The following is a 20,583-nucleotide window of genomic DNA, read 5'->3' as shown; positions in this document are numbered from 1 at the left end:
GTATTTGCACTTTGCATGCTAAAGCAAAACAACTTGGTGCAACCGTGGATAACGGATTTGTAATGTTTCAGTCACCTTGTCGATAAGTTCAAAACCCTACCGTGGCGGCATCGAAGATTCTTGATTAAAGGAAGTACTCCATTGCCCGGTTTAAGAGAACTGACGGCGCGGTCACGCCTGAAAAAAACGGCGTGGGTGGTCATGGTCAGCGGCGGTTTGTTGCTGGTCGGCGCGCCTTTTGCCAATGCATCGACCCTGACCCTCGATCAGGCCCTGCAAACCGCATTCGCCCGCAACCCGGATCTGGCAGCGGCGCAATGGGAAATCGGCATCGCCGAGGGGGACCGCCAGCAGGCCGGTCTGATCCCCAACCCCGAAGTGTCGTGGGAAGCCGAGGACACCCGCCGCGATTCGCGCACCACCACAGTGATGCTCAGCCAGCCGATTGAACTGGGCGGCAAGCGCGGCGCGCGGATCGATGTCGCCAGCCGCGCTCAGGACGCCGCCGGGATCGAACTGCAGCGCAAGCGTAACGCCTTGCGCGCCGATGTGATTCAGGCGTTCACCAGCGCCCAGACTGCACAGCAACGCTTGCAGTTGTCTCGCCAGTCGCTGCAACTGGCCGAGCACGGATTGCGCGTGGCGCTGGGGCGGATCGAGGCGGGCAAGTCGTCGCCGGTCGAAGGCACACGGGCGCAAGTGCAACGCTCCGAAGTGCGACTGGAACTGAGCCGCGCCGAACGCGATCAGGCCAACGCCTATCAGCAACTGGCGCAGGTCATGGGCGCACCGATACCGACCTCGACCACCGTGCAGACGGCCACGCAAAGCATGCCCGCCGTGCCGCCACCGACCCGCTTGCTGGAGCGCCTGAACGAGACCGCCGAGCTGCGGCTGGCCACGTTGCAGATCGATCAACGCGAGGCATCGTTGGGACTGGAGAAGGCGCAACGGATTCCCGACCTGACCGTGAGCATCGGCAGTCAGTACAGCGAACTGGAGCGCGAGCGGGTCAACGTGGTCGGGCTATCGATGCCGATTCCGCTGTTCAACCGCAATCAGGGCAACGTGCTGGCGGCGGCGCGGCGTACCGATCAGGCGCGGGATCTGCGCAACGCCACCGAACTGCGCTTGCGCAGCGAAATCCAGACCACCCTTGAGCAATGGCAGACCGCCAACGGCGAAGTCCAGGCGTTCAACCAGACCATCCTGCCCGCCGCACAACGTGCAGTGGACAGCGCCACGCGCGGCTTCGAAATGGGCAAGTTCGGTTTCCTCGACGTGCTCGACGCCCAGCGCACCCTGATCAGCGCCCGTACTCAATACCTCCAGGCCGTTGCCGAGGCGACGGACGCGCGGGTGCGCATCGAACGCATTTTCGGCGACCTCGGCGCACTCGCCGTCAGCCCTTGAATTTCACCTTTCAGATCACTGCGCGATGGCATGGCGCAGAGGAGTTTCCATGGATAAAAAACTGATCGTTGCCGCGGTGGCGACGTTGGCGCTGGGCATTGGTATTGGCTCAATGTGGGCGGGTAACGGGTCCATCGAGGCCCACGCCGATGAAGCGGCGGAGCATGCGGACCATGCCGAAAAAGGCGCTGCAGCCGAAGGCGAACATACCGAAGGCGAAGAGGGGCATCTGACGTTGAGTGCCGAGCAGATCGCGGCGGCGGGCATTCAACTGGCCCAAGCACGGGCGCAAAGCATCAGCCTCGGTTTGTCGTTCCCCGGCGAAGTGCGCTTCGACGAAGACCGCACCGCCCACGTCGTACCGCGGGTGCCTGGGGTCGTCGAGTCGGTGTCGGTCAATCTCGGGCAGTGGGTGAAGAAGGGCCAGCTGCTGGCGGTGATCGCCAGTCAGCAGATCTCCGATCAGCGCAGCGAACAGGCTGCGGCGCAACGGCGGCTGGTCTTGGCGCGCACCACCTACGAGCGCGAGAAGCAGTTGTGGCAGGACAGGATTTCCGCCGAGCAGGATGTGTTGCAGGCGCGCCAGGCGCTGCAAGAAGCCGAAATCGCCGTGAACAACGCCCGGCAAAAGATCAGCGTACTCAGTGGCAGCGTGGTTGCCACCGGCGGCAATCGCTATGAACTGCGCGCGCCGTTCGACGGCATGGTGGTGGAAAAGCACCTGACGCCGGGGGAGGTGGTCGACGAAACCACGGCGGCGTTCACACTCTCGGACTTGTCGCGAGTGTGGGTGACCTTCGGCGTTTCGCCCAAGGATCTGAACAAGGTGCAAGTGGGCAAAGCGGTCACCGTCAGCGCCCCGGAACTCAATGCGCAAGTCGCCGGCACGGTGGCTTACGTCGGCAGTTTACTCGGCGAACAGACCCGCACCGCCACCGTTCGCGTCACCTTGGAAAACCCTCAAGGTTCGTGGCGTCCCGGATTGTTCGTCACCGCACGGGTCGCTACCGACAGCCGCCAGGCCAACGTGGCGGTGCCGGAAACTGCGATCCAGACCGTCGAGGACAAACCCACGGTGTTCGTGCGCACCGACGGCGGCTTCGAGGCGCGGGCCGTGGAGCTGGGCAGTCGCGCAGCGGGGCAGGTGGAAGTTACGCAGGGGCTGGAGGCCGGTGCGCAAGTCGCTGCGGCCGGCAGCTTCGTTCTCAAATCGGAACTGGGCAAGGCCTCGGCCGAGCACTCTCATTGAAGAAGCTCATTGAAGACTCCCACTAAAGACGCCCATCGATTCGCCCCATCGACGAGAAGGTTCTCATGTTCGAACGCCTGATCCAGTTTGCCATCGAGCAGCGCATCATCGTGCTGCTCGCCGTTCTGCTCATGGCCGGCCTCGGGATCGCCAGTTATCAAAAACTGCCGATCGACGCCGTGCCCGACATCACCAACGTCCAGGTGCAAATCAACACCGGTGCCGCCGGGTTCTCGCCGCTGGAAACCGAGCAGCGCATCACCTTCCCGATTGAAACCGCCATGGCCGGTCTGCCGGCGCTGGAGCAGACCCGTTCGCTGTCGCGTTCGGGGCTGTCGCAGGTTACGGTGATTTTCAAGGACGGCACCGACCTGTTCTTCGCCCGGCAATTGGTCAACGAGCGGTTACAGATCGCCAAGGAGCAATTGCCCGACGGCACCAAAGCGGTGATGGGGCTGATTTCCACTGGCCTCGGCGAAATATTCCTGTGGACCGTGGAAGCCAGGGAAGGCGCGCTCAAGGACGATGGAAGCGCGTACACGCCGACGGATTTGCGGGTGATTCAGGACTGGATCATCAAGCCGCAACTGCGCAACGTCCCTGGTGTGGCCGAGATCAACACCATTGGCGGTTTTGCCAAGGAATACCAGATCGCCCCCGATCCGAAACGGCTGGCAGCCTACAAGTTGACCCTCACCGACCTGATCACGGCGCTTGAGCGCAACAACGCCAACGTCGGCGCCGGGTACATCGAGCGCAGCGGCGAACAGTTGCTGATTCGGGCGCCGGGACAGGTGGCGAGCATCGAGGACATTGCCAATATCGTCATGGCCAACGTCGATGGCACGCCGATCCGGGTGAAGAACGTCGCCACCGTGGACATCGGCCGCGAACTGCGCAGCGGCGCGGCCACGGAAAACGGCCGTGAAGTGGTGCTCGGCACCGTGTTCATGCTGATCGGCGAAAACAGCCGCACCGTGTCCCAGGCCGTCGCCAGCAAGCTGGAACAGATCAACCGTTCGCTGCCCAAAGGTGTGATCGCGGTGCCGGTGTACGACCGTACGCACCTGGTGGACAAGGCCATTGCCACGGTGAAAAAGAACCTGATCGAAGGCGCAATTCTGGTGATCGCGATTCTGTTCCTGTTCCTCGGCAACATCCGCGCGGCACTGATTACCGCGATGGTGATTCCGCTGTCGATGCTGTTCACCTTCACCGGCATGTACAGCAACAGGGTCAGCGCCAACCTGATGAGCCTGGGCGCCCTCGACTTCGGCATTATCGTCGACGGCGCGGTGGTGATTGTCGAAAACACCCTGCGACGGCTGGCCCATGCACAGCAGCATCACGGGCGTTTGCTGACCCGCTCCGAGCGTTTGCGTGAAGTGTTTGCGGCGGCCAAAGAGGCTCGGCGACCGCTGATTTTCGGCCAGTTGATCATCATGGTCGTGTACCTGCCGATCTTTGCCCTGAGCGGCGTCGAAGGAAAAATGTTCCATCCGATGGCGTTCACCGTGGTCATCGCCTTGCTCGGCGCCATGCTGCTGTCGGTGACCTTTGTTCCTGCCGCGATTGCGCTGTTCGTCACCGGCAAGGTCAAGGAAGAAGAGGGCATGGTGATGCGCGGTGCGCGTCGGGTGTATGCGCCGGCGCTGGCGTGGGTGATGAGCCATCGCGCCGTGGCGGTGGGCGCGGCGTTGGGCGTGATTGTGCTCAGCGGCGTGCTGACCAGCCGCATGGGCAGCGAGTTCGTGCCGAGCCTCAGCGAGGGCGATTTTGCCCTGCAAGCCTTGCGCGTGCCGGGCACCAGCCTCACGCAATCGGTGGACATGCAGCAGCGTCTGGAAACCCAGATCCTGGGCAAAGTACCGGAAGTCGAGCGCGTGTTCGCCCGCACAGGCACTGCGGAAATCGCCTCCGACCCGATGCCGCCGAACATCTCCGACAGCTACGTGATGCTCAAGCCAAAAGAGCAATGGCCGGACCCGGGCAAGTCTCGCGAAACCCTGATGGCGGAACTGCAACAGGCCGCCGCGACGTTGCCGGGCAGCAACTATGAACTGTCGCAGCCGATTCAGTTGCGCTTCAACGAACTGATCTCCGGCGTGCGCAGCGACGTCGCGGTCAAGGTGTTCGGCGATGACATGGCCGTGCTCAACGCCACCGCGGCGAAGATTGCCGCCGCCCTGCAGAAGGTCAATGGCGCCTCTGAAGTCAAAGTCGAACAAACCACCGGCCTGCCGGTACTGACCATCAACATCGACCGCGACAAGGCGGCGCGTTACGGGCTCAACGTCGGCGATGTGCAGGACACCATTGCCGTCGCGGTGGGTGGGCGTCAGGCCGGCACGTTGTATGAAGGCGACCGACGTTTCGACATGGTGGTGCGGTTGTCCGATGCCATGCGCAAGGACATCGAAGGTCTGTCGGCGCTGTTGATTCCGGTGCCAGCACTGCTCAATGGCGCGGCTGATCAGATCGGTTTTATTGCCTTGAAAGAAGTCGCCAGCCTTGATCTGGTGCTGGGGCCGAATCAGGTCAGCCGCGAAAATGGCAAGCGCCTGGTGATCGTCAGCGCCAACGTGCGCGGGCGCGATATCGGTTCGTTCGTCGAAGACGCGGGCGAGGTAATCGAGCGAGAGGTGCAGGTGCCTGCGGGTTACTGGATAAGTTGGGGCGGGCAGTTCGAGCAACTGCAATCGGCGGCCAAGCGCCTGCAGATCGTGGTGCCGGTGGCCTTGCTACTGGTGTTCGGGTTGCTGTTCATGATGTTCAACAACCTCAAGGACGGCTTGCTGGTGTTCACCGGGATTCCGTTTGCGTTGACCGGCGGGGTCATGGCGCTGTGGTTGCGCGACATTCCGCTGTCGATCTCGGCAGGCGTGGGCTTCATCGCGCTGTCGGGGGTAGCGGTGCTCAACGGGCTGGTGATGATCGCGTTCATCCGCAACCTGCGGGAGGAGGGGCGTTCGCTGTCTGATGCGATCAACGTAGGCGCGCTGACACGTCTGCGCCCGGTGTTGATGACGGCGCTGGTGGCGTCCCTGGGCTTTATTCCGATGGCGCTGGCGACCGGTACTGGCGCGGAAGTGCAGCGACCATTGGCGACGGTGGTGATTGGCGGGATCCTGTCCTCGACCCTCCTGACGCTGCTGATCTTGCCGGCGCTGTATCAGCTCGCCCATCGCCGGGACGAAGACCAAATCCCGACCAAATAGGTAATCCCCCTGTGGGAGCTAGCCTGCTAGCGATAGCAAATCTGTCAGCCGACACTGATGTTGACTGACCCACCGCTTTCGCGAGCAGGCCCGCTCCCACGGTTTTTTGGCACATAACGGATATGTAATTTGCGCGCCACCGTTAGGAAAGGTTCGGATTGTTACCTTGATCCCGTCAGCTACTTAAACGAGGAATCAAACATGAAATTCGTACAAATCAGTGCCTTTACAGCAGCGTTGGCGATGTCTTCTCTGGTCTTGGCCGAAGGCGGCGGTGATCGGACCTTCGAAAAAATGATGACCGCCAATGACCGCTCTGTAGAGCTGTTCGTCGCCAAGGAACAAGCTCGCGACCCCGTCGTCGTCAATGAAAAGAAAGACGGCAACACCAAAGACTTGTAAGCGCATCGCACTTGAACAAGCCCGTCATCGAGTCTCGATGCCGGGTTTTTTTATGAGCCAGGATTGGAAGGAAATGGATATGAAAGTGCTTAAGTCAATGACGTTCGCCAGCGTGCTGACGATGTCCCTGAATGTGTTCGCCGAGGGGGGTGGTGACCGGACGTTCGAGCGGGCGCTGAGTGCCAATACCAAAGCCATGGAGCAGTACGCGGCCAACCAGGGCAAACCGGCGCCGGTGGTCAAGGACTACGAATACGGAATGAAGCTGGACGTGGTGAAAGTAGTGAGCGTTGTGCGCCCGCCAGCTGCCTGCGCCGTAGTCCCCACGGCCATGACCTATGAAGACTCCAAGGGCCAGCTCAACACCATCAAATACACGGTGGCGGGGGATTGCCGCAATCGCGGCGGCTGACACCGTCTTGATGGCCAGGACCGGATTCCCCCATAGGAGCTACCGAATATTCGGCAGCTCCTATGGGTTTTATTCAGGCGCACATAAAAAAGGCGCCCCGAAGGACGCCAAAGATTCACCTCTTACCAAAGGAGCAAGGAGCTTCTAAAGGTGAATGTGTAGCAACCGCTCAATCAGAGAATCGCCAACGGGTACTCGACAATCACCCGCACTTCATCCAGATCCGATTCAAACGCCGTGGCGCGAGTCGTGGCCTGGCGCAAACGCAGCGACAGGTCTTTCATCGAACCGCTCTGCACCACGTATTTGACTTCGACATCACGCTCCCAGCGCTTCTGGTCGGTCAGCGGATTGCCGTCAGCATCGCGGCGCATGTACACGGCGTTGGCGTTGGAGTAATCGGCGTCGGTGCCTCGGGCGTAACGAGTCATGAACGATAGCCCCGGCACGCCGTAAGTGGTCATGTCGAGGTCGTAGCGCACCATCCACGAACGTTCCTTGGGCGAGTTGAAGTCGCTGTACTGGATGGAGTTGTCGAGGAAGATCGAGTCGGATTGACGCAGGTAGTCGAAGTCGTCATTGCCGTTGTTGCGCTGGTGCGAAAGAGCGACGGAGTGCGCGCCGAGTTTCACGCCGACCCGGCCGCTCCAGATGTTGTTGTCGAACTTGCCGAGCAATTGTTTGCCTTCGTCGACCGCCTTGTAATAGTTCAGGCCGCCAAACAGCGACAGGTCTTCCGATAGCGGATAGGTCCAGGCCGTGCCGGCGTAGTACTGATTCCAGGCATCCTTGAGGCGGCTGGAGTACAGGCTGAAACTGAGGTTCTTGTTCAGTACATAGTCGCCGCCGCCGTAAGCGATCCACGGCGAATTGACCGGGCCGGCATAAAACGTGGCGAAGTTCTCGCGCATGTCGCTGGACACGGGTTGGCTCATCGCATGCAACCGACCGCCCTGAATCGACAGGCCTTCGATGCTGGTGTTGGTCGCCGTCACGCCGCGAAAGCTCTCCGGCAGCAAGCGCGAGTCACCGGCCGCCACCACCGGGTTGGCCGGGAACACGTCACCGACCTTGACCACCGTATCGAAGGCTCGCACTTTGGCGGCGCCACCCATCTTGGTGTACTCATCCCGCGCCTCGCCATCACTGTTGACTGGCAGCACATCGAACGAACTACGGCCACCGTTGCGCCCGTCACCGGTGTCGAGCTTCAAGCCGATCATCGCAAACGCATCGACACCGACGCCGACGGTGCCTTGGGTAAACCCGGATTCGAACTTGCTGATCACCGCGTGGGCCCAAGCCTCGGAATAACCATTGCCGGTGGGGCTGGACTGGCCGTTGCGGTGATCACGGTTGAAGTAGAAGTTTCGGTTGAGCACCGTCAGGCTGCTGCCTTCGATAAAGCCCTCGGGCTTGTCTTCTGCAAACACCATGGACGGCCCGGAGCCGACCACCACTGCTAAAGCGGCCATCGACATTTTTGAATTGTTAACCATCAATCACTCCTTGGGTTCGGCAGAACGGGAACGTGCTTCGGCGTGGGTTTTATTGTTCGGCGGAGAAGGCCCGCCGGCATGGTCGCCGGGTGACATCGTTGCAAGCTGCGGATAACGCCAAGGTGATGGGGGAATTACAATTTCGTCATGTGGGTGGAACGCCAAGCCCTGCGGGTGCACCCCACAGTGATCCGGGGGGGGGGGCACAGAATTAGCGAACGGCACACAACCTGTAGGAGTGAGCCTGCTCGCGATAGCGCAATGTCAGGCAATGACGATGTTGAACATGCCGACGCCATCGCGAGCAGGCTCGCTCCCACATATGGTGAAGAAACTGTGAAGGCCTGAACGCAGAAACGGCACCCGAAGGTGCCGTTTCTGTTTTCTACCGAGTGTCGCTCAAGCGATCAACCCGCCAACCCTGCCTGCTGAACCAGCACCAGCAACGGTTGCGGATACAGACCGAGGAAGAACGCCAGTGCGGCGATCGCCAGCAGCATCACGCCGCCTGCACGTTGTTCCCAGTGCAGTTGCGCATCGTGGCGACGCAGGTTCGGCTCGATCAGGTACAGGGTGACCATGACGCGCAGGTAGTAGAAGACGCCGATGGCGCTGCCCAGTACCAGGGAACCGACCAGCCACCATTGGTGCGACTCGACGCCGGTAGCGATGATGTAGAACTTGCCGATGAAGCCCGCGGTAAGCGGGATGCCGGCCAGGGACAGCATCATCACGGTCAGGACGGCGGTCAGGTACGGACGGCGCCAGAACAGGCCGCGGTATTCGTACAGGGCATCCGCGTCGCGGCCGTTGTACGGCGAGGACATCAGGGTGATCACGCCGAACGCGCCGAGGCTGGTGATCACGTAGGTGACCAGGTACACGCCGATGGCTTCCACGGCCAGACCCTTGCTCGCCACCAGGGCGATCAGCAGGTACCCGAAGTGAGCGATGGACGAGTAACCCAGCAGACGCTTGAGGTTGCTCTGGGTCAGTGCCAGCAGGTTACCGAACAGGATCGACGCGATGGCGATGATGGTCAGCACGTCGCTCAGGACACCGCTGCTTGCAGCCGGAGAGATCTGGAACAGCCGCACCATTACCGCAAACACAGCCACTTTCGAAGCGGTGGCCAGGAACGCAGCCACCGGTGCCGGAGCACCTTCGTAAACGTCCGGGGTCCAGAGGTGGAACGGTACCAGCGACAGCTTGAACGCCAGACCGATCAGCATCATGCCCAGACCCAGTTGCGCCAGCGAGCTTGGCAGGCCGGTGGCCGCGAGGGCCTGGCCGATGCCGACGAAGCTCAGGCTGCCGGAGTCGGCGTAGAGCAGGGCCATACCGAACAACAGGAACGCGGAACCAGCCGCCGACAGCACCATGTACTTGATACCGGCTTCCAGCGAACGCTTGTTGAAGAAGGCATAAGCCACCAGACCGTAGACCGGTACCGAGAGCAGTTCCAGACCGATGAACAACCCGGCCAGGTGCTGCGCGCTGACCAGTACCAGGCCACCGGCGGCGGCCATCAGGATCAGCAGGTAAAGTTCTTCACGGTTGCCCGGGTAACCCGAACCGCCATCGCCGAGGTAGGCGTGGGCGAGGGTCACACAAGCGAGGGTGGCGACCAGGATCAGCGCCATGTACAAGCAAGCGAAGGTGTCGATTTGCAGCAATGGAGTCACGGCCAGAGGCGCGACTTTCAGGGCTGGCAGGATCGACAGCAACGCCAGGTTCAGACCCGCCACGGAAATCAGGAAGGTCTGCGAGTGGTTGCGGCGCCAGGCGATTGCCAGCATCACCACGATGATCGTGGCGCTGGTGATCAACAACGGCGCAAGCGCAATAAAGTGTTGAGTCGTGAATTCCATAGCGCTCTTACCGGGCCGAAGCGAGTTGAGTGAAGGCGGTGCCGAGCCATTGCTGCACGCCATGCATCGTCGCAGCAGAGGTATCGAGGAACGGTTGCGGGTACACGCCGATGAAAATCAGCAACGCAGCCAGACCGACCACCATGATCAGTTCGCGACCATCCATGCCATGCAGCACCGCGTCCGATTTGGACGGGCCGAAGTAGGCACGGTGGATCATGATCAGCGAGTAGACCGACCCGAACACCAGACCGGACGTCGCGAGGATAGTGATCAGTGGAGCGCTCGGGAACGTGCCGATCAGGATCAGGAACTCACCCACAAAGTTACCGGTCGCCGGCAAGCCCAGGGACGCAGCAGCGAAGAACAGGCTGACGGCCGGCAGGTAAGCGATCTTCGACCACAGGCCGCCCATCTCACGCATGTCACGGGTGTGAGTGCGCTCGTACAGTTGACCACTGAGGATAAAGAGTGCCGCGGCCGACAGACCGTGAGCCAGCATCTGCATCACCGCGCCCTGCAGCGCCAGTTGGCTGCCGGAGTAGATGCCGATCAACACGAAGCCCATGTGGGAAACGGAAGAGTAGGCGATCAGACGCTTGATGTCGGTTTGGGCGAAGGCCAGGAACGCACCGTAGAAGATCCCCACCAGACCCAGGGTCATGGCGATCGGCGCGAACTCGGCCGAGGCATTCGGGAACAGCGGCAGGGCGAAACGCAGCAGACCGTAAGCAGCGGTTTTCAGCAAGATACCGGCCAGGTCGACCGAACCCGCTGTCGGCGCCTGGGCGTGAGCGTCAGGCAACCAGGAGTGGAACGGCACCACTGGCAGCTTCACCGCGAAGGCGATGAAGAAGCCGAGCATCAGGATGTACTCGGTGGTCAGCGACATCTTGGTTTTCAACAGGTCGGCGTAGTTGAAGGTAATCACGCCGGTGTCGTTGAAGTTGACCAGGACCAGACCCAGGATCGCCACCAACATGATCAGGCCGGACGCCTGAGTGAAGATGAAGAACTTGGTCGCCGCGTAGATCCGGGTTTTCTTGCCGTCCGAAGAACTGTGACCCCAGAGCGCGATGAGGAAGTACATCGGCACCAGCATCATTTCCCAGAAGAAGAAGAACATGAACAGGTCGAGGGCGAGGAACACGCCGACGACACCGCCCAGGATCCACATCAGGTTCAAGTGGAAGAAGCCAACGTGACGCTGGATCTCTTTCCACGAGCAGAGTACCGAGAGGATACCCAGCAGACCGGTCAGCAGGATCATCAACAGCGACAGACCGTCGAGGGCCAGGTGCACGCTGATGCCGAAGCGCTCGATCCAGATGTGCTTGAACTCAAGCGCCCAGGTCGGATCGGCGCCAGGCGCCGGAGCAAATGAATAATTACCGTGGGCCCACAGCCAGAGGCCGAGCGCGAGTTCCAGGGTCATGGTCAACAGCGCAATCCAGCGGGGGAGGGTAGCGCCGAAGCGCTCACCCATCCAGCACAGCAGGCCGCCGATGAAGGGGATCAGGATTAGCCAAGGCAGAATCATGACGGGCTCAATTCCTTTCGCAAGTTCGCAAGGTTCATATTCAGACCGCTACCAGCACGATGGCGCCGATGACCAGCACGGAGCCGGCTGCCATCGATGCCGCGTACCAACGCAGTTGACCGGTTTCGGTACGGCTCAGGGCGGTGTGACCGCCTTTGGCCATACGCGGGATCAGACCGATGGTCTGGTCGAGCGGGTCTTTGCGCAGTGCGTGGCTGAGCGCAAGGTATGGCTTGACGAACAGTTTGTCGTAGATCCAGTCGAAGCCCCAGGCAGCGAACCACCAGGCCGAAAGGAAGCGGCCGATGCCGCTGTTGGCGATTGCAGTGACGAAACGACGCTTGCCGAGGAACAGCAGCGCGGCCAGCAGGATACCGGACAGGGCGATGGCGCCCGAGGCGATTTCCAGACTGTGCTTGGCTTCGCCGCCGGCATGGCCGACGCTTTCCGGCAGCACGCCGTGCAGCGGTGGAACGATCATCGCGCCAATGGCGGTAGACAATACGATCAGCACCGACAGTGGCAGCCAATGAGCGATGCCGTGACCGGCGTGCGCTTCGGTCTTCACTTCACCGTGGAACGCGATGAAGATCAGGCGGAAGGTGTACAGCGAAGTCATGAACGCACCGACCAGACCGGCGTACAGCAGACCGTGGTTGCCGCTGGCGAACGCTTCCCAGAGGATTTCGTCCTTGGAGTAGAAGCCTGCGGTCACCAGTGGCAGGGCTGCCAGAGCGGCACCACCGACGATGAAGCTGGCGTAGGCCAGTGGCAGTTTCTTCCACAGGCCGCCCATCTTGAAGATGTTCTGCTCGTGGTGGCAGGCAACGATCACCGAGCCGGATGCAAGGAACAGCAGCGCCTTGAAGAAGGCGTGGGTCATCAGGTGGAAGATCGCGCCATCCCAGGCACCCACGCCCAGCGCCAGGAACATGTAGCCGATCTGGCTCATGGTCGAGTAGGCGAGGATGCGTTTGATGTCGGTCTGGACCAGTGCGGCAAAACCGGCGAGCACCAGGGTCACACCGCCGACGACGCCAACCAGGTGCAGGATATCCGGCGCCAGGGCAAACAGGCCGTGAGTACGGGCGATCAGGTAGACACCGGCGGTCACCATGGTTGCGGCGTGGATCAGTGCCGAAACCGGAGTAGGACCGGCCATTGCGTCCGCCAGCCAGGTTTGCAGCGGCAGTTGCGCCGATTTACCGACAGCGCCGCCCAGCAGCATCAGGGTCGCCATGACCATCCAGAAGTCGCCGGCCTGGAATTTCTGTGGCGCCAGCACCAGCAGTTCCTGGATGTTCAGCGTGCCCAGTTGCGCGAACAGGATGAACAGGCCGATGGCCATGAACACGTCGCCGATCCGGGTGACGATAAAGGCTTTGAGTGCCGCGTTACCGTTGTTGCGGTTGCTGTAGTAGAAACCGATCAACAGGTACGAGCACAGGCCCACGCCTTCCCAACCGAAGTACAGGAACAACAGGTTATCGCCCAGGACCAGGAACAGCATGCTGGCGATAAACAGATTGGTGTAGGCGAAGAAGCGCGAGTAACCGGCTTCACCGCGCATGTACCAGGACGCGAACAGGTGGATAAGGAAGCCGACGCCGACCACCACACCGAGCATGGTCAGGGACAGACCATCCAGGTACAGCGCGAAGTTAGGCGTAAAGCCTTCCACCGCCATCCACTGCCACAACACCATGGTGTAGTGACCACCTTCAGGTGGCGCGACGTTGAATTGCCAGATCACATAAGCCGTGACGATGGCCGACAAGCCGATGGAACCGACGCCGATCAGCGCCGACAGGTTTTCCGAGAGGCGGCCGCGTGAGAACGCCAGCAGCAGGAAACCTATGAGAGGGAATACGAAAGTCAGATAGAGAAGATTCATCCGCGCATCTCGCTGGCAGCGTCGATATCGAGAGTGTGGAAGCGGCGATACAGCTGCAACAGAATCGCCAGGCCAATACTGGCCTCGGCGGCTGCCAGGCTGATCACCAGGATGAACATGATCTGTCCATCCGGCTGCGCCCAGCGGCTACCGGCAACGATGAAGGCCAGTGCAGAGGCATTCATCATGACCTCCAGGCTCATCAGCACGAAAAGAATGTTGCGCCGGACCATCAGGCCGACCAGACCGAGGCAGAACAGGATGCCGGCGACCGCCAGACCATGCTCCATAGGGATAGCAGGCATCGTCATTGCTCCTTGGCTTCGTTGCGGCCCAAGTGGAACGCCGTGACCGCTGCGGCGAGCAGCAGCATCGAGGCGAGTTCGACCACCAGCAGATAAGGACCGAACAGGCTGATGCCCACGGCCTTGGCGTCTACGGTGGTGTGGCCGATGGCCTGGCCGCTGTCGTGGCTGAACAGCACGTACAGCAGTTCAACCAGCAGCAGGGTGCCGAGCGCGACCGGGCCGAGCCAGATACCGGGCTTGAGCCAGACGCGCTCTTGCTGAACCGAGGCCGGGCCCAGGTTCAGCATCATCACCACGAACACGAACAGCACCATGATGGCGCCAGCGTAGGCGATCACTTCCAGCACACCGGCAAACGGTGCGCCGAGGGCGAAAAACGTCATCGCCACGGCGATCAGCGAAATGATCAGGTAGAGCAGGGCGTGCACAGGGTTGGTGTTGGTGATCACGCGAAGCGTGGACACAACCGCGATACCCGATGCGAAATAGAAAGCGAATTCCATCTTTCTTCCTTAAGGCAGCAAGCTCTTCACGTTGATCGGCTGGGCTTCATTCTGCGCGGAGCCTTTGGGCTTACCGGCAATCGCCATACCTGCAACACGATAGAAGTTGTAATCAGGGTTTTTGCCGGGGCCGGAGATCAAAAGATCTTCTTTCTCGTACACCAGGTCCTGACGTTTGAACTCGGCCATCTCGAAATCCGGTGTCAGCTGGATCGCGGTGGTCGGGCAGGCTTCCTCGCAGAGGCCGCAGAAAATGCAGCGCGAGAAGTTGATGCGGAAGAAGTCCGGGTACCAGCGACCGTCTTCGGTTTCAGCTTTCTGCAACGAGATGCAACCGACCGGGCACGCCACGGCGCACAGGTTGCAGGCTACGCAACGCTCTTCGCCATCAGGGTCGCGGGTCAGCACGATACGGCCACGGAAGCGCGGCGGCAGGTACACCGCCTCTTCCGGGTATTGCAGCGTGTCGCGCTTGCGGAAGGCATGGCCGAAGATCATCACCAGGCTGCGAAGCTGGGTGAAGAAGCCATGCACGATGTCAAATATGTACTTCATGATTCTCTATCCTCACTGAGCCGCGACGGCGGGCGTGTTGAGCAACACGATCGCAGCGGTCACCAGCATGTTGACGAGGGTCAGCGGCAGGCAGAACTTCCAGCTGAAATCCATCACTTGGTCATACCGTGGGCGCGGAATCGAGGCGCGCAGCAGGATGAAGAACATGATGAAGAACGCGGTTTTCAGTGCGAACCAGATGAACGGGATCTGCGGCAGAATGCCGAACGGACCGTGCCAGCCACCAAAGAACAACGTCACCAGCAGCGCCGAAATCAACACGATGCCGATGTACTCACCGACGAAGAACATGCCCCATTTCATGCCGGCGTATTCAATGTGGTAACCGTCGGCCAGTTCCTGCTCCGCTTCCGGCTGGTCGAACGGGTGACGGTGAGTCACGGCGACGCCAGCAATGAAGAAAGTCAGGAAACCGAAGATCTGCGGAATGACGAACCACAGGTTCTGCGCCTGGTATTCAACGATGTCGCGCATGTTGAACGAGCCGACCTGGATCACGATGCCCATCAGCGACAGGCCCATGAACACTTCGTACGACACGGTTTGTGCCGAGGCCCGCAAGCTGCCCAACAGGGCGAACTTGTTGTTACTCGACCAGCCGGCGAACAGCACCGCGTAGACCGACAGACCAGCCATGGCAAAGAAGAACAGGATGCCGATGTTGATGTCCGCCACACCCCAGGTCGGGGTGATCGGGATGATCGCGAAGGCAATCAGCAAGGCGCTCATGGCCACGACCGGCGCCAAGGTGAAGATCACCTTGTCGGCGAACGGCGGGGTCCAGTCTTCCTTGAAGAACATCTTGATCATGTCGGCTGCGATCTGGAACGCGCCGAACGGGCCGACGCGGTTCGGACCGTAACGGTCCTGCCAGAGGGCGAGCAAACGTCGCTCGACCCAGCTCAGCAGCGCGCCGCACACCACGACGGCGAGCAGAATCACGATGGCCTTGAGGACCGCGATGATCACGTCAATCACTTCAGGCGTGAACCAGGTCATTGAGCTGCCTCCTGCAGACCGTCAACGGATTTGCCAAAGATCGCTGGCGGGATGCCGGCGAAACCGGCCGGCAATGCGACCAGACCGGCACCCAGCTCTTCGTTGATGCGCAGCGGCAGACGCAGGGTCTGGCCAGCCACGCTCAAGCTCAGCAGGGCGCCGTCATTGACACCCAGACGGTCGGCTTCGGATTTGGCCAGCGACACGTAAGCGGCGGGGATGCGTTCCTGAACCGGTGCGGCTTTGGAAGAGTTCTCTTCGCTGCCGAACAGGTGGAAGAACGGCACGACCTGCCAGGTGCCCGGCGCCGGGTTGAACGCACGCGGAACACTGGCGAACCAGTTCAGCGAGTCACCGGTGCTTTCGATCAGGCGGGTGCCTGGGTCGCCAGCGCGGATGTGACCACCGACTTCGTCCTGGAACTTGTTCCAGGCTTGCGGCGAGTTCCAGCCCGGAGACCAGGCGAATGGCACTTGCTGACGCGGTTCGACCGAGCCCGAGTAACCTTCCATGGAGAACGAGAACGCGGTGTCGTTATCCTGGGAAGTACGCGGTTCGTGCACGCTGATGTCGGCGCGCATGGCGGTACGACCGGAGTAACGCAGCGGTTCGCGAGCCAGTTTCAGGCCTTTGATGCGGAACGCGGCGGACGGTGCAGCGCTGACGATGCCGGCCAGTTGCGGAGTGCTTGCGGCACAGGCAGCGGTGACGTGGTCCAGTTGGGTCCAGTCGATCGGCTGGTTCAACAGGGTGGCGCGCAGGGCATGCAGCCAGCGCCAGCCTTCGTGAACCATGATGCTTGCGTCGAGGTAAGTCGGGTCGAAGACCTGGAAGAAGCGCTGGGCGCGACCTTCCTGGCTGACCAGCGTACCGTCGCCTTCAGCGAAGCTGGCGGCTGGCAGAACCAGGTGCGCGCGATCGCTGGTGGCAGTCTTCTGATGGTCCGCCACGATCAGCACTTTCGCAGCATTCAGGGCAGCATCGACACGGGTTTTGTCGGTACGGGTGTACAGATCGTTTTCCAGCACGACGATGGCGTCAGCTTTACCGTCGATCACGGCTTGCAGCGCGGCATCGAGCGAGTCGCCACCGAGCATGGCCAGGCCGAGGCTGTTGGCCTCTGGCACGATCAGGCTGATGGAACCGTTCTTCTCGCGCAGCTTCAGGGCTTTGGCGATGTTTGCCGCCGCTTCGATCAGCGCCTTGGAACCCAACGAGGTGCCGGCAATGATCAGCGGACGCTTGGCGGCGAGCAGGGCGTCGGCAATGCGCTTGGCCAGCTCAAGAGCTTCAGCGTCCAGGCCTTCAACGGCAGGCGCGCTGGCGTCGAGGGCGTGAGCCACGGCGAAACCGATGCGGGCCAGGTCGTCTGGTGCAGCGTGTACGCATTCTTCGGCGATGTCGTCGAGCTTGGTTTCAGCCAGGCTGGCGATGAACAGCGGGTTCAGCGCGTTCTGACCGATGTTCTTCACAGCGGCGTCGAGCCACGGCTGAACGCGCATGGCGTCGGCCATGTCTTCGGCTTTGCCTTTGACCGATTGACGCAGGGACAGGGCCATGCGCGCAGCAGTCTGGGTCAGGTCTTCGCCGAGGACGAAGATCGCGTCGTGGTCTTCGATGTCGCGCATGTTCGGGATCGGCAGTGGGCTGTCTTTGAGCACCTGCATGACCAGACGAATGCGTTCCAGCTCGCCGGCTTCGATACCGGAATAGAAGTGCTCGGCGCCGACTAGTTCGCGCAACGCGTAGTTGCTTTCGAGGCTGGCACGCGGCGAACCGATACCGACGATGTTGCGACCGCGCAGCAGGTCGGCGGCTTTATCCAGCGCTTCGTCGAGGGTCAGCTTGGCGCCGTTGGCCAGCAGTGCCTGACGCGGGCGATCCTTGCGGTTGACGTAGCCATAGCCGAAACGGCCACGGTCGCACAGGAAGTACTGGTTTACCGAACCGTTGAAACGGTTTTCGATGCGACGCAGTTCACCGTAACGCTCGCCCGGGGAGATGTTGCAACCGCTGGAGCAGCCATGGCAGATGCTCGGCGAGAACTGCATGTCCCACTTGCGGTTGTAGCGCTCGGAGTGAGTCTTGTCGGTGAACACACCGGTCGGGCAGACCTCGGTGAGGTTGCCGGAGAACTCGCTTTCCAGGGTGCCGTCTTCAACGCGACCGAAGTACACGTTGTCGTGGGCGCCGAACACACCGAGGTCGGTGCCGCCGGCGTAGTCCTTGTAGAAGCGCACGCAGCGGTAGCAAGCGATGCAGCGGTTCATTTCGTGGGAAATGAACGGGCCCAGTTGCTGGTTCTGGTGAGTACGCTTGGTGAAGCGATAACGGCGCTCGTTGTGGCCGGTCATCACCGTCATGTCTTGCAGGTGGCAGTGACCGCCTTCTTCACAGACCGGGCAGTCGTGAGGGTGGTTGGTCATCAGCCATTCAACGACGCTGGCGCGAAACACTTTCGCTTCTTCGTCGTCGATGGAGATCCAGCTGCCGTCGGTAGCTGGCGTCATGCACGACATGACGATCCGACCACGCTTGTCGTTTTCGTCGGTGTACTGCTTGACCGCGCACTGGCGGCAAGCGCCAACGCTGCCAAGGGCTGGGTGCCAGCAGAAATAAGGGATATCGAGGCCTAGCGACAGACATGCCTGTAACAGGTTGTCTGCCCCATCGACTTCGAGCTCTTTGCCGTCTACGTGGATAGTGGCCATGGTTCAAAGTTCTTCGTTGGCCCGGTGTCAGCGGGCGTGGCTAATGGAATCTTGTTATTCGCGTGAATCAACACAGCCGTTCAAGGCGTCATCACACGACAAAGCGAAGGGCACGGACCCTTCGCTTCTTTAAGCGTTTACGCGCCGACTACGATCGGCCTTGCCAGAGGCGGGACGACGGCGCTGGTAGGCGCGATGCCGGCTTCGAACTCATGGCGGAAGTATTTGATTGCGCTGCCCAACGGCTCCACGGCGCCCGGTGCGTGAGCACAGAAGGTCTTGCCTGGGCCGAGGAAACCGACCAGACCCAGCAGGGTCTCGATATCGCCGGCTTGCCCCTCACCGTTCTCGATCGCGCGCAGAAGCTTGACGCTCCACGGCAAACCGTCACGGCACGGGGTGCAGAAGCCGCAGGATTCGCGGGAGAAGAACTCTTCCATGTTGCGCAGCAGGGAAACCATGTTGACGCTGTCGTCCACCGCCATGGCCAGGCCGGTACCCATACGGGTGCCCACTTTGGCGATGCCGCCGGCGTACATTTGTGCGTCCAGGTGTTCCGGCAACAGGAAACCGGTACCGGCGCCGCCAGGCTGCCAGCACTTGAGCTTGTAACCGTCGCGCATGCCGCCGGCGTAGTCTTCGAACAACTCGCGACCGGTAACGCCGAATGGCAGTTCCCACAGGCCCGGGTTCTTGACCTTGCCGGAGAAGCCCATGAGCTTGGTGCCCATGTCTTCACTGCCTTCGCGCGCCAACGATTTGTACCAGTCCACGCCGTCGGCAATGATCGCCGGCACGTTGCACAGGGTTTCAACGTTGTTCACGCAAGTCGGCTTGCCCCACACGCCCACGGCGGCAGGGAAGGGCGGCTTGGAGCGAGGGTTGGCGCGGCGGCCTTCGAGGGAGTTGATCAGTGCGGTTTCTTCACCGCAGATGTAACGCCCGGCGCCGGTGTGGACGAACAGCTCGAAATCGAAGCCGCTGCCCAGAATGTTTTTACCCAGCAGGCCCGCTGCCTTGGCTTCTTCCACGGCACGGTTCAGGTGCTTGGCGGCGGTGGTGTATTCGCCACGCAGGAAGATGTAGCCACGGTAGGTTTTCAGCGCGCGAGCACTGATCAGCATGCCTTCGATCAGCAGATGGGGCAGTTGCTCCATCAGCATGCGGTCTTTCCAGGTGTTCGGTTCCATCTCGTCCGCGTTGCACAGCAGGTAGCGGATGTTGATGGATTCGTCCTTGGGCATCAGGCCCCACTTAACGCCAGTGGGGAAGCCTGCACCGCCGCGACCTTTAAGGCCGGAGTCCTTCACGGTCTGGACGATGTCGTCCTGAGCCATGTCGGCGAAGGCTTTGCGCGCAGCCGCGTAACCGTTCTTGGCCTGGTACTCGTCGAGCCAGACAGCTTCACCGTCGTCACGCAGACGCCAGGTGAGCGGGTGAGTCTCGGCCGACCGCTTGATGCGGTTGGCTGGACCGAAGGAAGTCAGGGTCATACGTAGCCCTCGAGCAATTTGGCAACGCCGGCAGGCTGCACATCACCGAAAGTGTCGTCGTCGATCATCAACGCCGGCGCTTTGTCGCAGTTGCCGAGGCAGCAGACCGGCAGCAGGGTGAAACGACCGTCGGCGGTGGTCTGACCCAGGCCGATGCCCAGCTTGCTCTGGATTTCGCTGACCACGGATTCGTGACCACCGATGTAGCAGACCATGCTGTCGCAAACGCGAATGATGTGACGGCCGACCGGCTGACGGAAGATCTGGCTATAGAACGTCGCCACCCCTTCAACGTCGCTGGCCGGGATGCCGAGGATCTCGCCGATGGCGTAAAGCGCGCCATCAGGCACCCAGCCACGTTCCTTCTGGACGATCTTCAGGGCTTCGATCGACGCCGCGCGCGGGTCTTCGTAGTGATGCAGCTCGTGCTCGATGGCCGAGCGCTCGGTTTCGCTCAGGGCGAAACGGTCTGTCTGGATAAGCGTGCTGTTCATG

At 61.2% G+C, this 20,583-nt stretch carries 16 protein-coding genes; 5 read left to right on the top strand and 11 right to left on the bottom strand.

The window, feature by feature from the left end:
* The first annotated feature begins 141 nt into the window (after positions 1-141).
* The 5 genes from KGB03_RS17730 to KGB03_RS17710 all read left to right on the top strand — a co-directional run bounded on the left by KGB03_RS17730 (position 142) and on the right by KGB03_RS17710 (position 6,694).
* Entirely contained in the window at positions 142-1,413 is a 1,272-nt protein-coding gene (locus KGB03_RS17730; protein ID WP_223527909.1) for a TolC family protein, read from the top strand.
* Positions 1,414-1,462: 49 nt separating this feature from the next.
* Positions 1,463-2,662 (top strand): efflux RND transporter periplasmic adaptor subunit, encoded by a 1,200-nt coding sequence (locus KGB03_RS17725; protein ID WP_223527906.1) that lies wholly within the window; start codon positions 1,463-1,465, stop codon positions 2,660-2,662.
* A 65-nt stretch (positions 2,663-2,727) separates the two neighbouring features.
* Positions 2,728-5,880, top strand: a complete 3,153-nt coding sequence (locus KGB03_RS17720) for a CusA/CzcA family heavy metal efflux RND transporter (RefSeq protein WP_223527904.1) — start codon at positions 2,728-2,730, stop codon at positions 5,878-5,880.
* 201 nt (positions 5,881-6,081) lie between these two features.
* Positions 6,082-6,282 carry a co-regulatory protein PtrA N-terminal domain-containing protein gene (locus tag KGB03_RS17715; protein ID WP_223527900.1) on the top strand — a complete coding sequence of 67 codons (201 nt, stop codon included), beginning with the start codon at positions 6,082-6,084 and terminating at the stop codon, positions 6,280-6,282.
* Between the two features lie 79 nt (positions 6,283-6,361).
* The gene (locus tag KGB03_RS17710) at positions 6,362-6,694 is read left to right on the top strand and encodes a DUF2790 domain-containing protein (RefSeq protein ID WP_223527897.1); all 333 of its coding nucleotides are present in this window, start codon (positions 6,362-6,364) and stop codon (positions 6,692-6,694) included.
* 173 nt (positions 6,695-6,867) lie between these two features.
* Here KGB03_RS17710 and KGB03_RS17705 read toward each other — a convergent pair whose 3' ends face one another.
* The 11 genes from KGB03_RS17705 to nuoE form a co-directional block, all read right to left on the bottom strand.
* The gene (locus KGB03_RS17705) at positions 6,868-8,193 is read right to left on the bottom strand and encodes an OprD family porin (protein ID WP_218535864.1); all 1,326 of its coding nucleotides are present in this window, start codon (positions 8,191-8,193) and stop codon (positions 6,868-6,870) included.
* A 407-nt stretch (positions 8,194-8,600) separates the two neighbouring features.
* A complete protein-coding gene (gene nuoN, locus KGB03_RS17700) occupies positions 8,601-10,064 on the bottom strand; it encodes an NADH-quinone oxidoreductase subunit NuoN (RefSeq protein ID WP_033057078.1) in 1,464 nt (487 codons plus the stop codon).
* Between the two features lie 7 nt (positions 10,065-10,071).
* On the bottom strand, positions 10,072-11,604 hold the full coding sequence (nuoM, locus tag KGB03_RS17695; protein WP_111448969.1) for an NADH-quinone oxidoreductase subunit M: 1,533 nt from the start codon (positions 11,602-11,604) through the stop codon (positions 10,072-10,074).
* 40 nt (positions 11,605-11,644) lie between these two features.
* The gene (nuoL, locus tag KGB03_RS17690) at positions 11,645-13,498 is read right to left on the bottom strand and encodes an NADH-quinone oxidoreductase subunit L (protein ID WP_218535867.1); all 1,854 of its coding nucleotides are present in this window, start codon (positions 13,496-13,498) and stop codon (positions 11,645-11,647) included.
* Entirely contained in the window at positions 13,495-13,803 is a 309-nt protein-coding gene (gene nuoK, locus KGB03_RS17685; protein ID WP_007946416.1) for an NADH-quinone oxidoreductase subunit NuoK, read from the bottom strand. Before nuoK ends, nuoL begins: the two co-directional genes overlap by 4 nt.
* Before the next feature lie 2 nt (positions 13,804-13,805).
* Positions 13,806-14,309: an NADH-quinone oxidoreductase subunit J gene (nuoJ, locus tag KGB03_RS17680; protein ID WP_008146049.1), complete on the bottom strand. Its 504-nt coding sequence runs from the start codon at positions 14,307-14,309 to the stop codon at positions 13,806-13,808.
* Between the two features lie 9 nt (positions 14,310-14,318).
* Positions 14,319-14,864: an NADH-quinone oxidoreductase subunit NuoI gene (gene nuoI / locus KGB03_RS17675; RefSeq protein ID WP_007905075.1), complete on the bottom strand. Its 546-nt coding sequence runs from the start codon at positions 14,862-14,864 to the stop codon at positions 14,319-14,321.
* A gap of 12 nt (positions 14,865-14,876) precedes the next feature.
* Positions 14,877-15,884 (bottom strand): NADH-quinone oxidoreductase subunit NuoH, encoded by a 1,008-nt coding sequence (gene nuoH, locus KGB03_RS17670; protein ID WP_008146046.1) that lies wholly within the window; start codon positions 15,882-15,884, stop codon positions 14,877-14,879.
* Positions 15,881-18,595: an NADH-quinone oxidoreductase subunit NuoG gene (gene nuoG / locus KGB03_RS17665; RefSeq protein ID WP_218535870.1), complete on the bottom strand. Its 2,715-nt coding sequence runs from the start codon at positions 18,593-18,595 to the stop codon at positions 15,881-15,883. Before nuoG ends, nuoH begins: the two co-directional genes overlap by 4 nt.
* A 137-nt stretch (positions 18,596-18,732) precedes the next feature.
* Positions 18,733-20,088: an NADH-quinone oxidoreductase subunit NuoF gene (gene nuoF / locus KGB03_RS17660; protein WP_008146041.1), complete on the bottom strand. Its 1,356-nt coding sequence runs from the start codon at positions 20,086-20,088 to the stop codon at positions 18,733-18,735.
* Positions 20,085-20,582 carry an NADH-quinone oxidoreductase subunit NuoE gene (gene nuoE / locus KGB03_RS17655; protein WP_007970445.1) on the bottom strand — a complete coding sequence of 166 codons (498 nt, stop codon included), beginning with the start codon at positions 20,580-20,582 and terminating at the stop codon, positions 20,085-20,087. Before nuoE ends, nuoF begins: the two co-directional genes overlap by 4 nt.
* Between the last annotated feature and the right edge of the window lies 1 nt (position 20,583).

This window comes from Pseudomonas sp. BF-B-26, assembly GCF_019956495.1.
In the GTDB taxonomy this organism is placed as follows: domain Bacteria; phylum Pseudomonadota; class Gammaproteobacteria; order Pseudomonadales; family Pseudomonadaceae; genus Aquipseudomonas.
Note: the sequence above shows the minus strand (reverse complement) of the source record. Positions and strands in the feature narration are given on the sequence as shown.

Excerpts from the sequence above, each read along its gene's own strand:
- KGB03_RS17725 (WP_223527906.1), top strand. The coding sequence starts at position 1,463 with ATGGATAAAAAACTGATCGTTGCCGCGGTGGCGACGTTGGCGCTGGGC.
- KGB03_RS17720 (WP_223527904.1), top strand. The coding sequence starts at position 2,728 with ATGTTCGAACGCCTGATCCAGTTTGCCATCGAGCAGCGCATCATCGTG.
- KGB03_RS17715 (WP_223527900.1), top strand. The coding sequence starts at position 6,082 with ATGAAATTCGTACAAATCAGTGCCTTTACAGCAGCGTTGGCGATGTCT.
- KGB03_RS17710 (WP_223527897.1), top strand. The coding sequence starts at position 6,362 with ATGAAAGTGCTTAAGTCAATGACGTTCGCCAGCGTGCTGACGATGTCC.
- KGB03_RS17705 (WP_218535864.1), bottom strand. The coding sequence starts at position 8,193 with ATGGTTAACAATTCAAAAATGTCGATGGCCGCTTTAGCAGTGGTGGTC.
- nuoN (WP_033057078.1), bottom strand. The coding sequence starts at position 10,064 with ATGGAATTCACGACTCAACACTTTATTGCGCTTGCGCCGTTGTTGATC.
- nuoM (WP_111448969.1), bottom strand. The coding sequence starts at position 11,604 with ATGATTCTGCCTTGGCTAATCCTGATCCCCTTCATCGGCGGCCTGCTG.
- nuoL (WP_218535867.1), bottom strand. The coding sequence starts at position 13,498 with ATGAATCTTCTCTATCTGACTTTCGTATTCCCTCTCATAGGTTTCCTG.
- nuoK (WP_007946416.1), bottom strand. The coding sequence starts at position 13,803 with ATGCCTGCTATCCCTATGGAGCATGGTCTGGCGGTCGCCGGCATCCTG.
- nuoJ (WP_008146049.1), bottom strand. The coding sequence starts at position 14,309 with ATGGAATTCGCTTTCTATTTCGCATCGGGTATCGCGGTTGTGTCCACG.
- nuoI (WP_007905075.1), bottom strand. The coding sequence starts at position 14,864 with ATGAAGTACATATTTGACATCGTGCATGGCTTCTTCACCCAGCTTCGC.
- nuoH (WP_008146046.1), bottom strand. The coding sequence starts at position 15,884 with ATGACCTGGTTCACGCCTGAAGTGATTGACGTGATCATCGCGGTCCTC.
- nuoG (WP_218535870.1), bottom strand. The coding sequence starts at position 18,595 with ATGGCCACTATCCACGTAGACGGCAAAGAGCTCGAAGTCGATGGGGCA.
- nuoF (WP_008146041.1), bottom strand. The coding sequence starts at position 20,088 with ATGACCCTGACTTCCTTCGGTCCAGCCAACCGCATCAAGCGGTCGGCC.
- nuoE (WP_007970445.1), bottom strand. The coding sequence starts at position 20,582 with ATGAACAGCACGCTTATCCAGACAGACCGTTTCGCCCTGAGCGAAACC.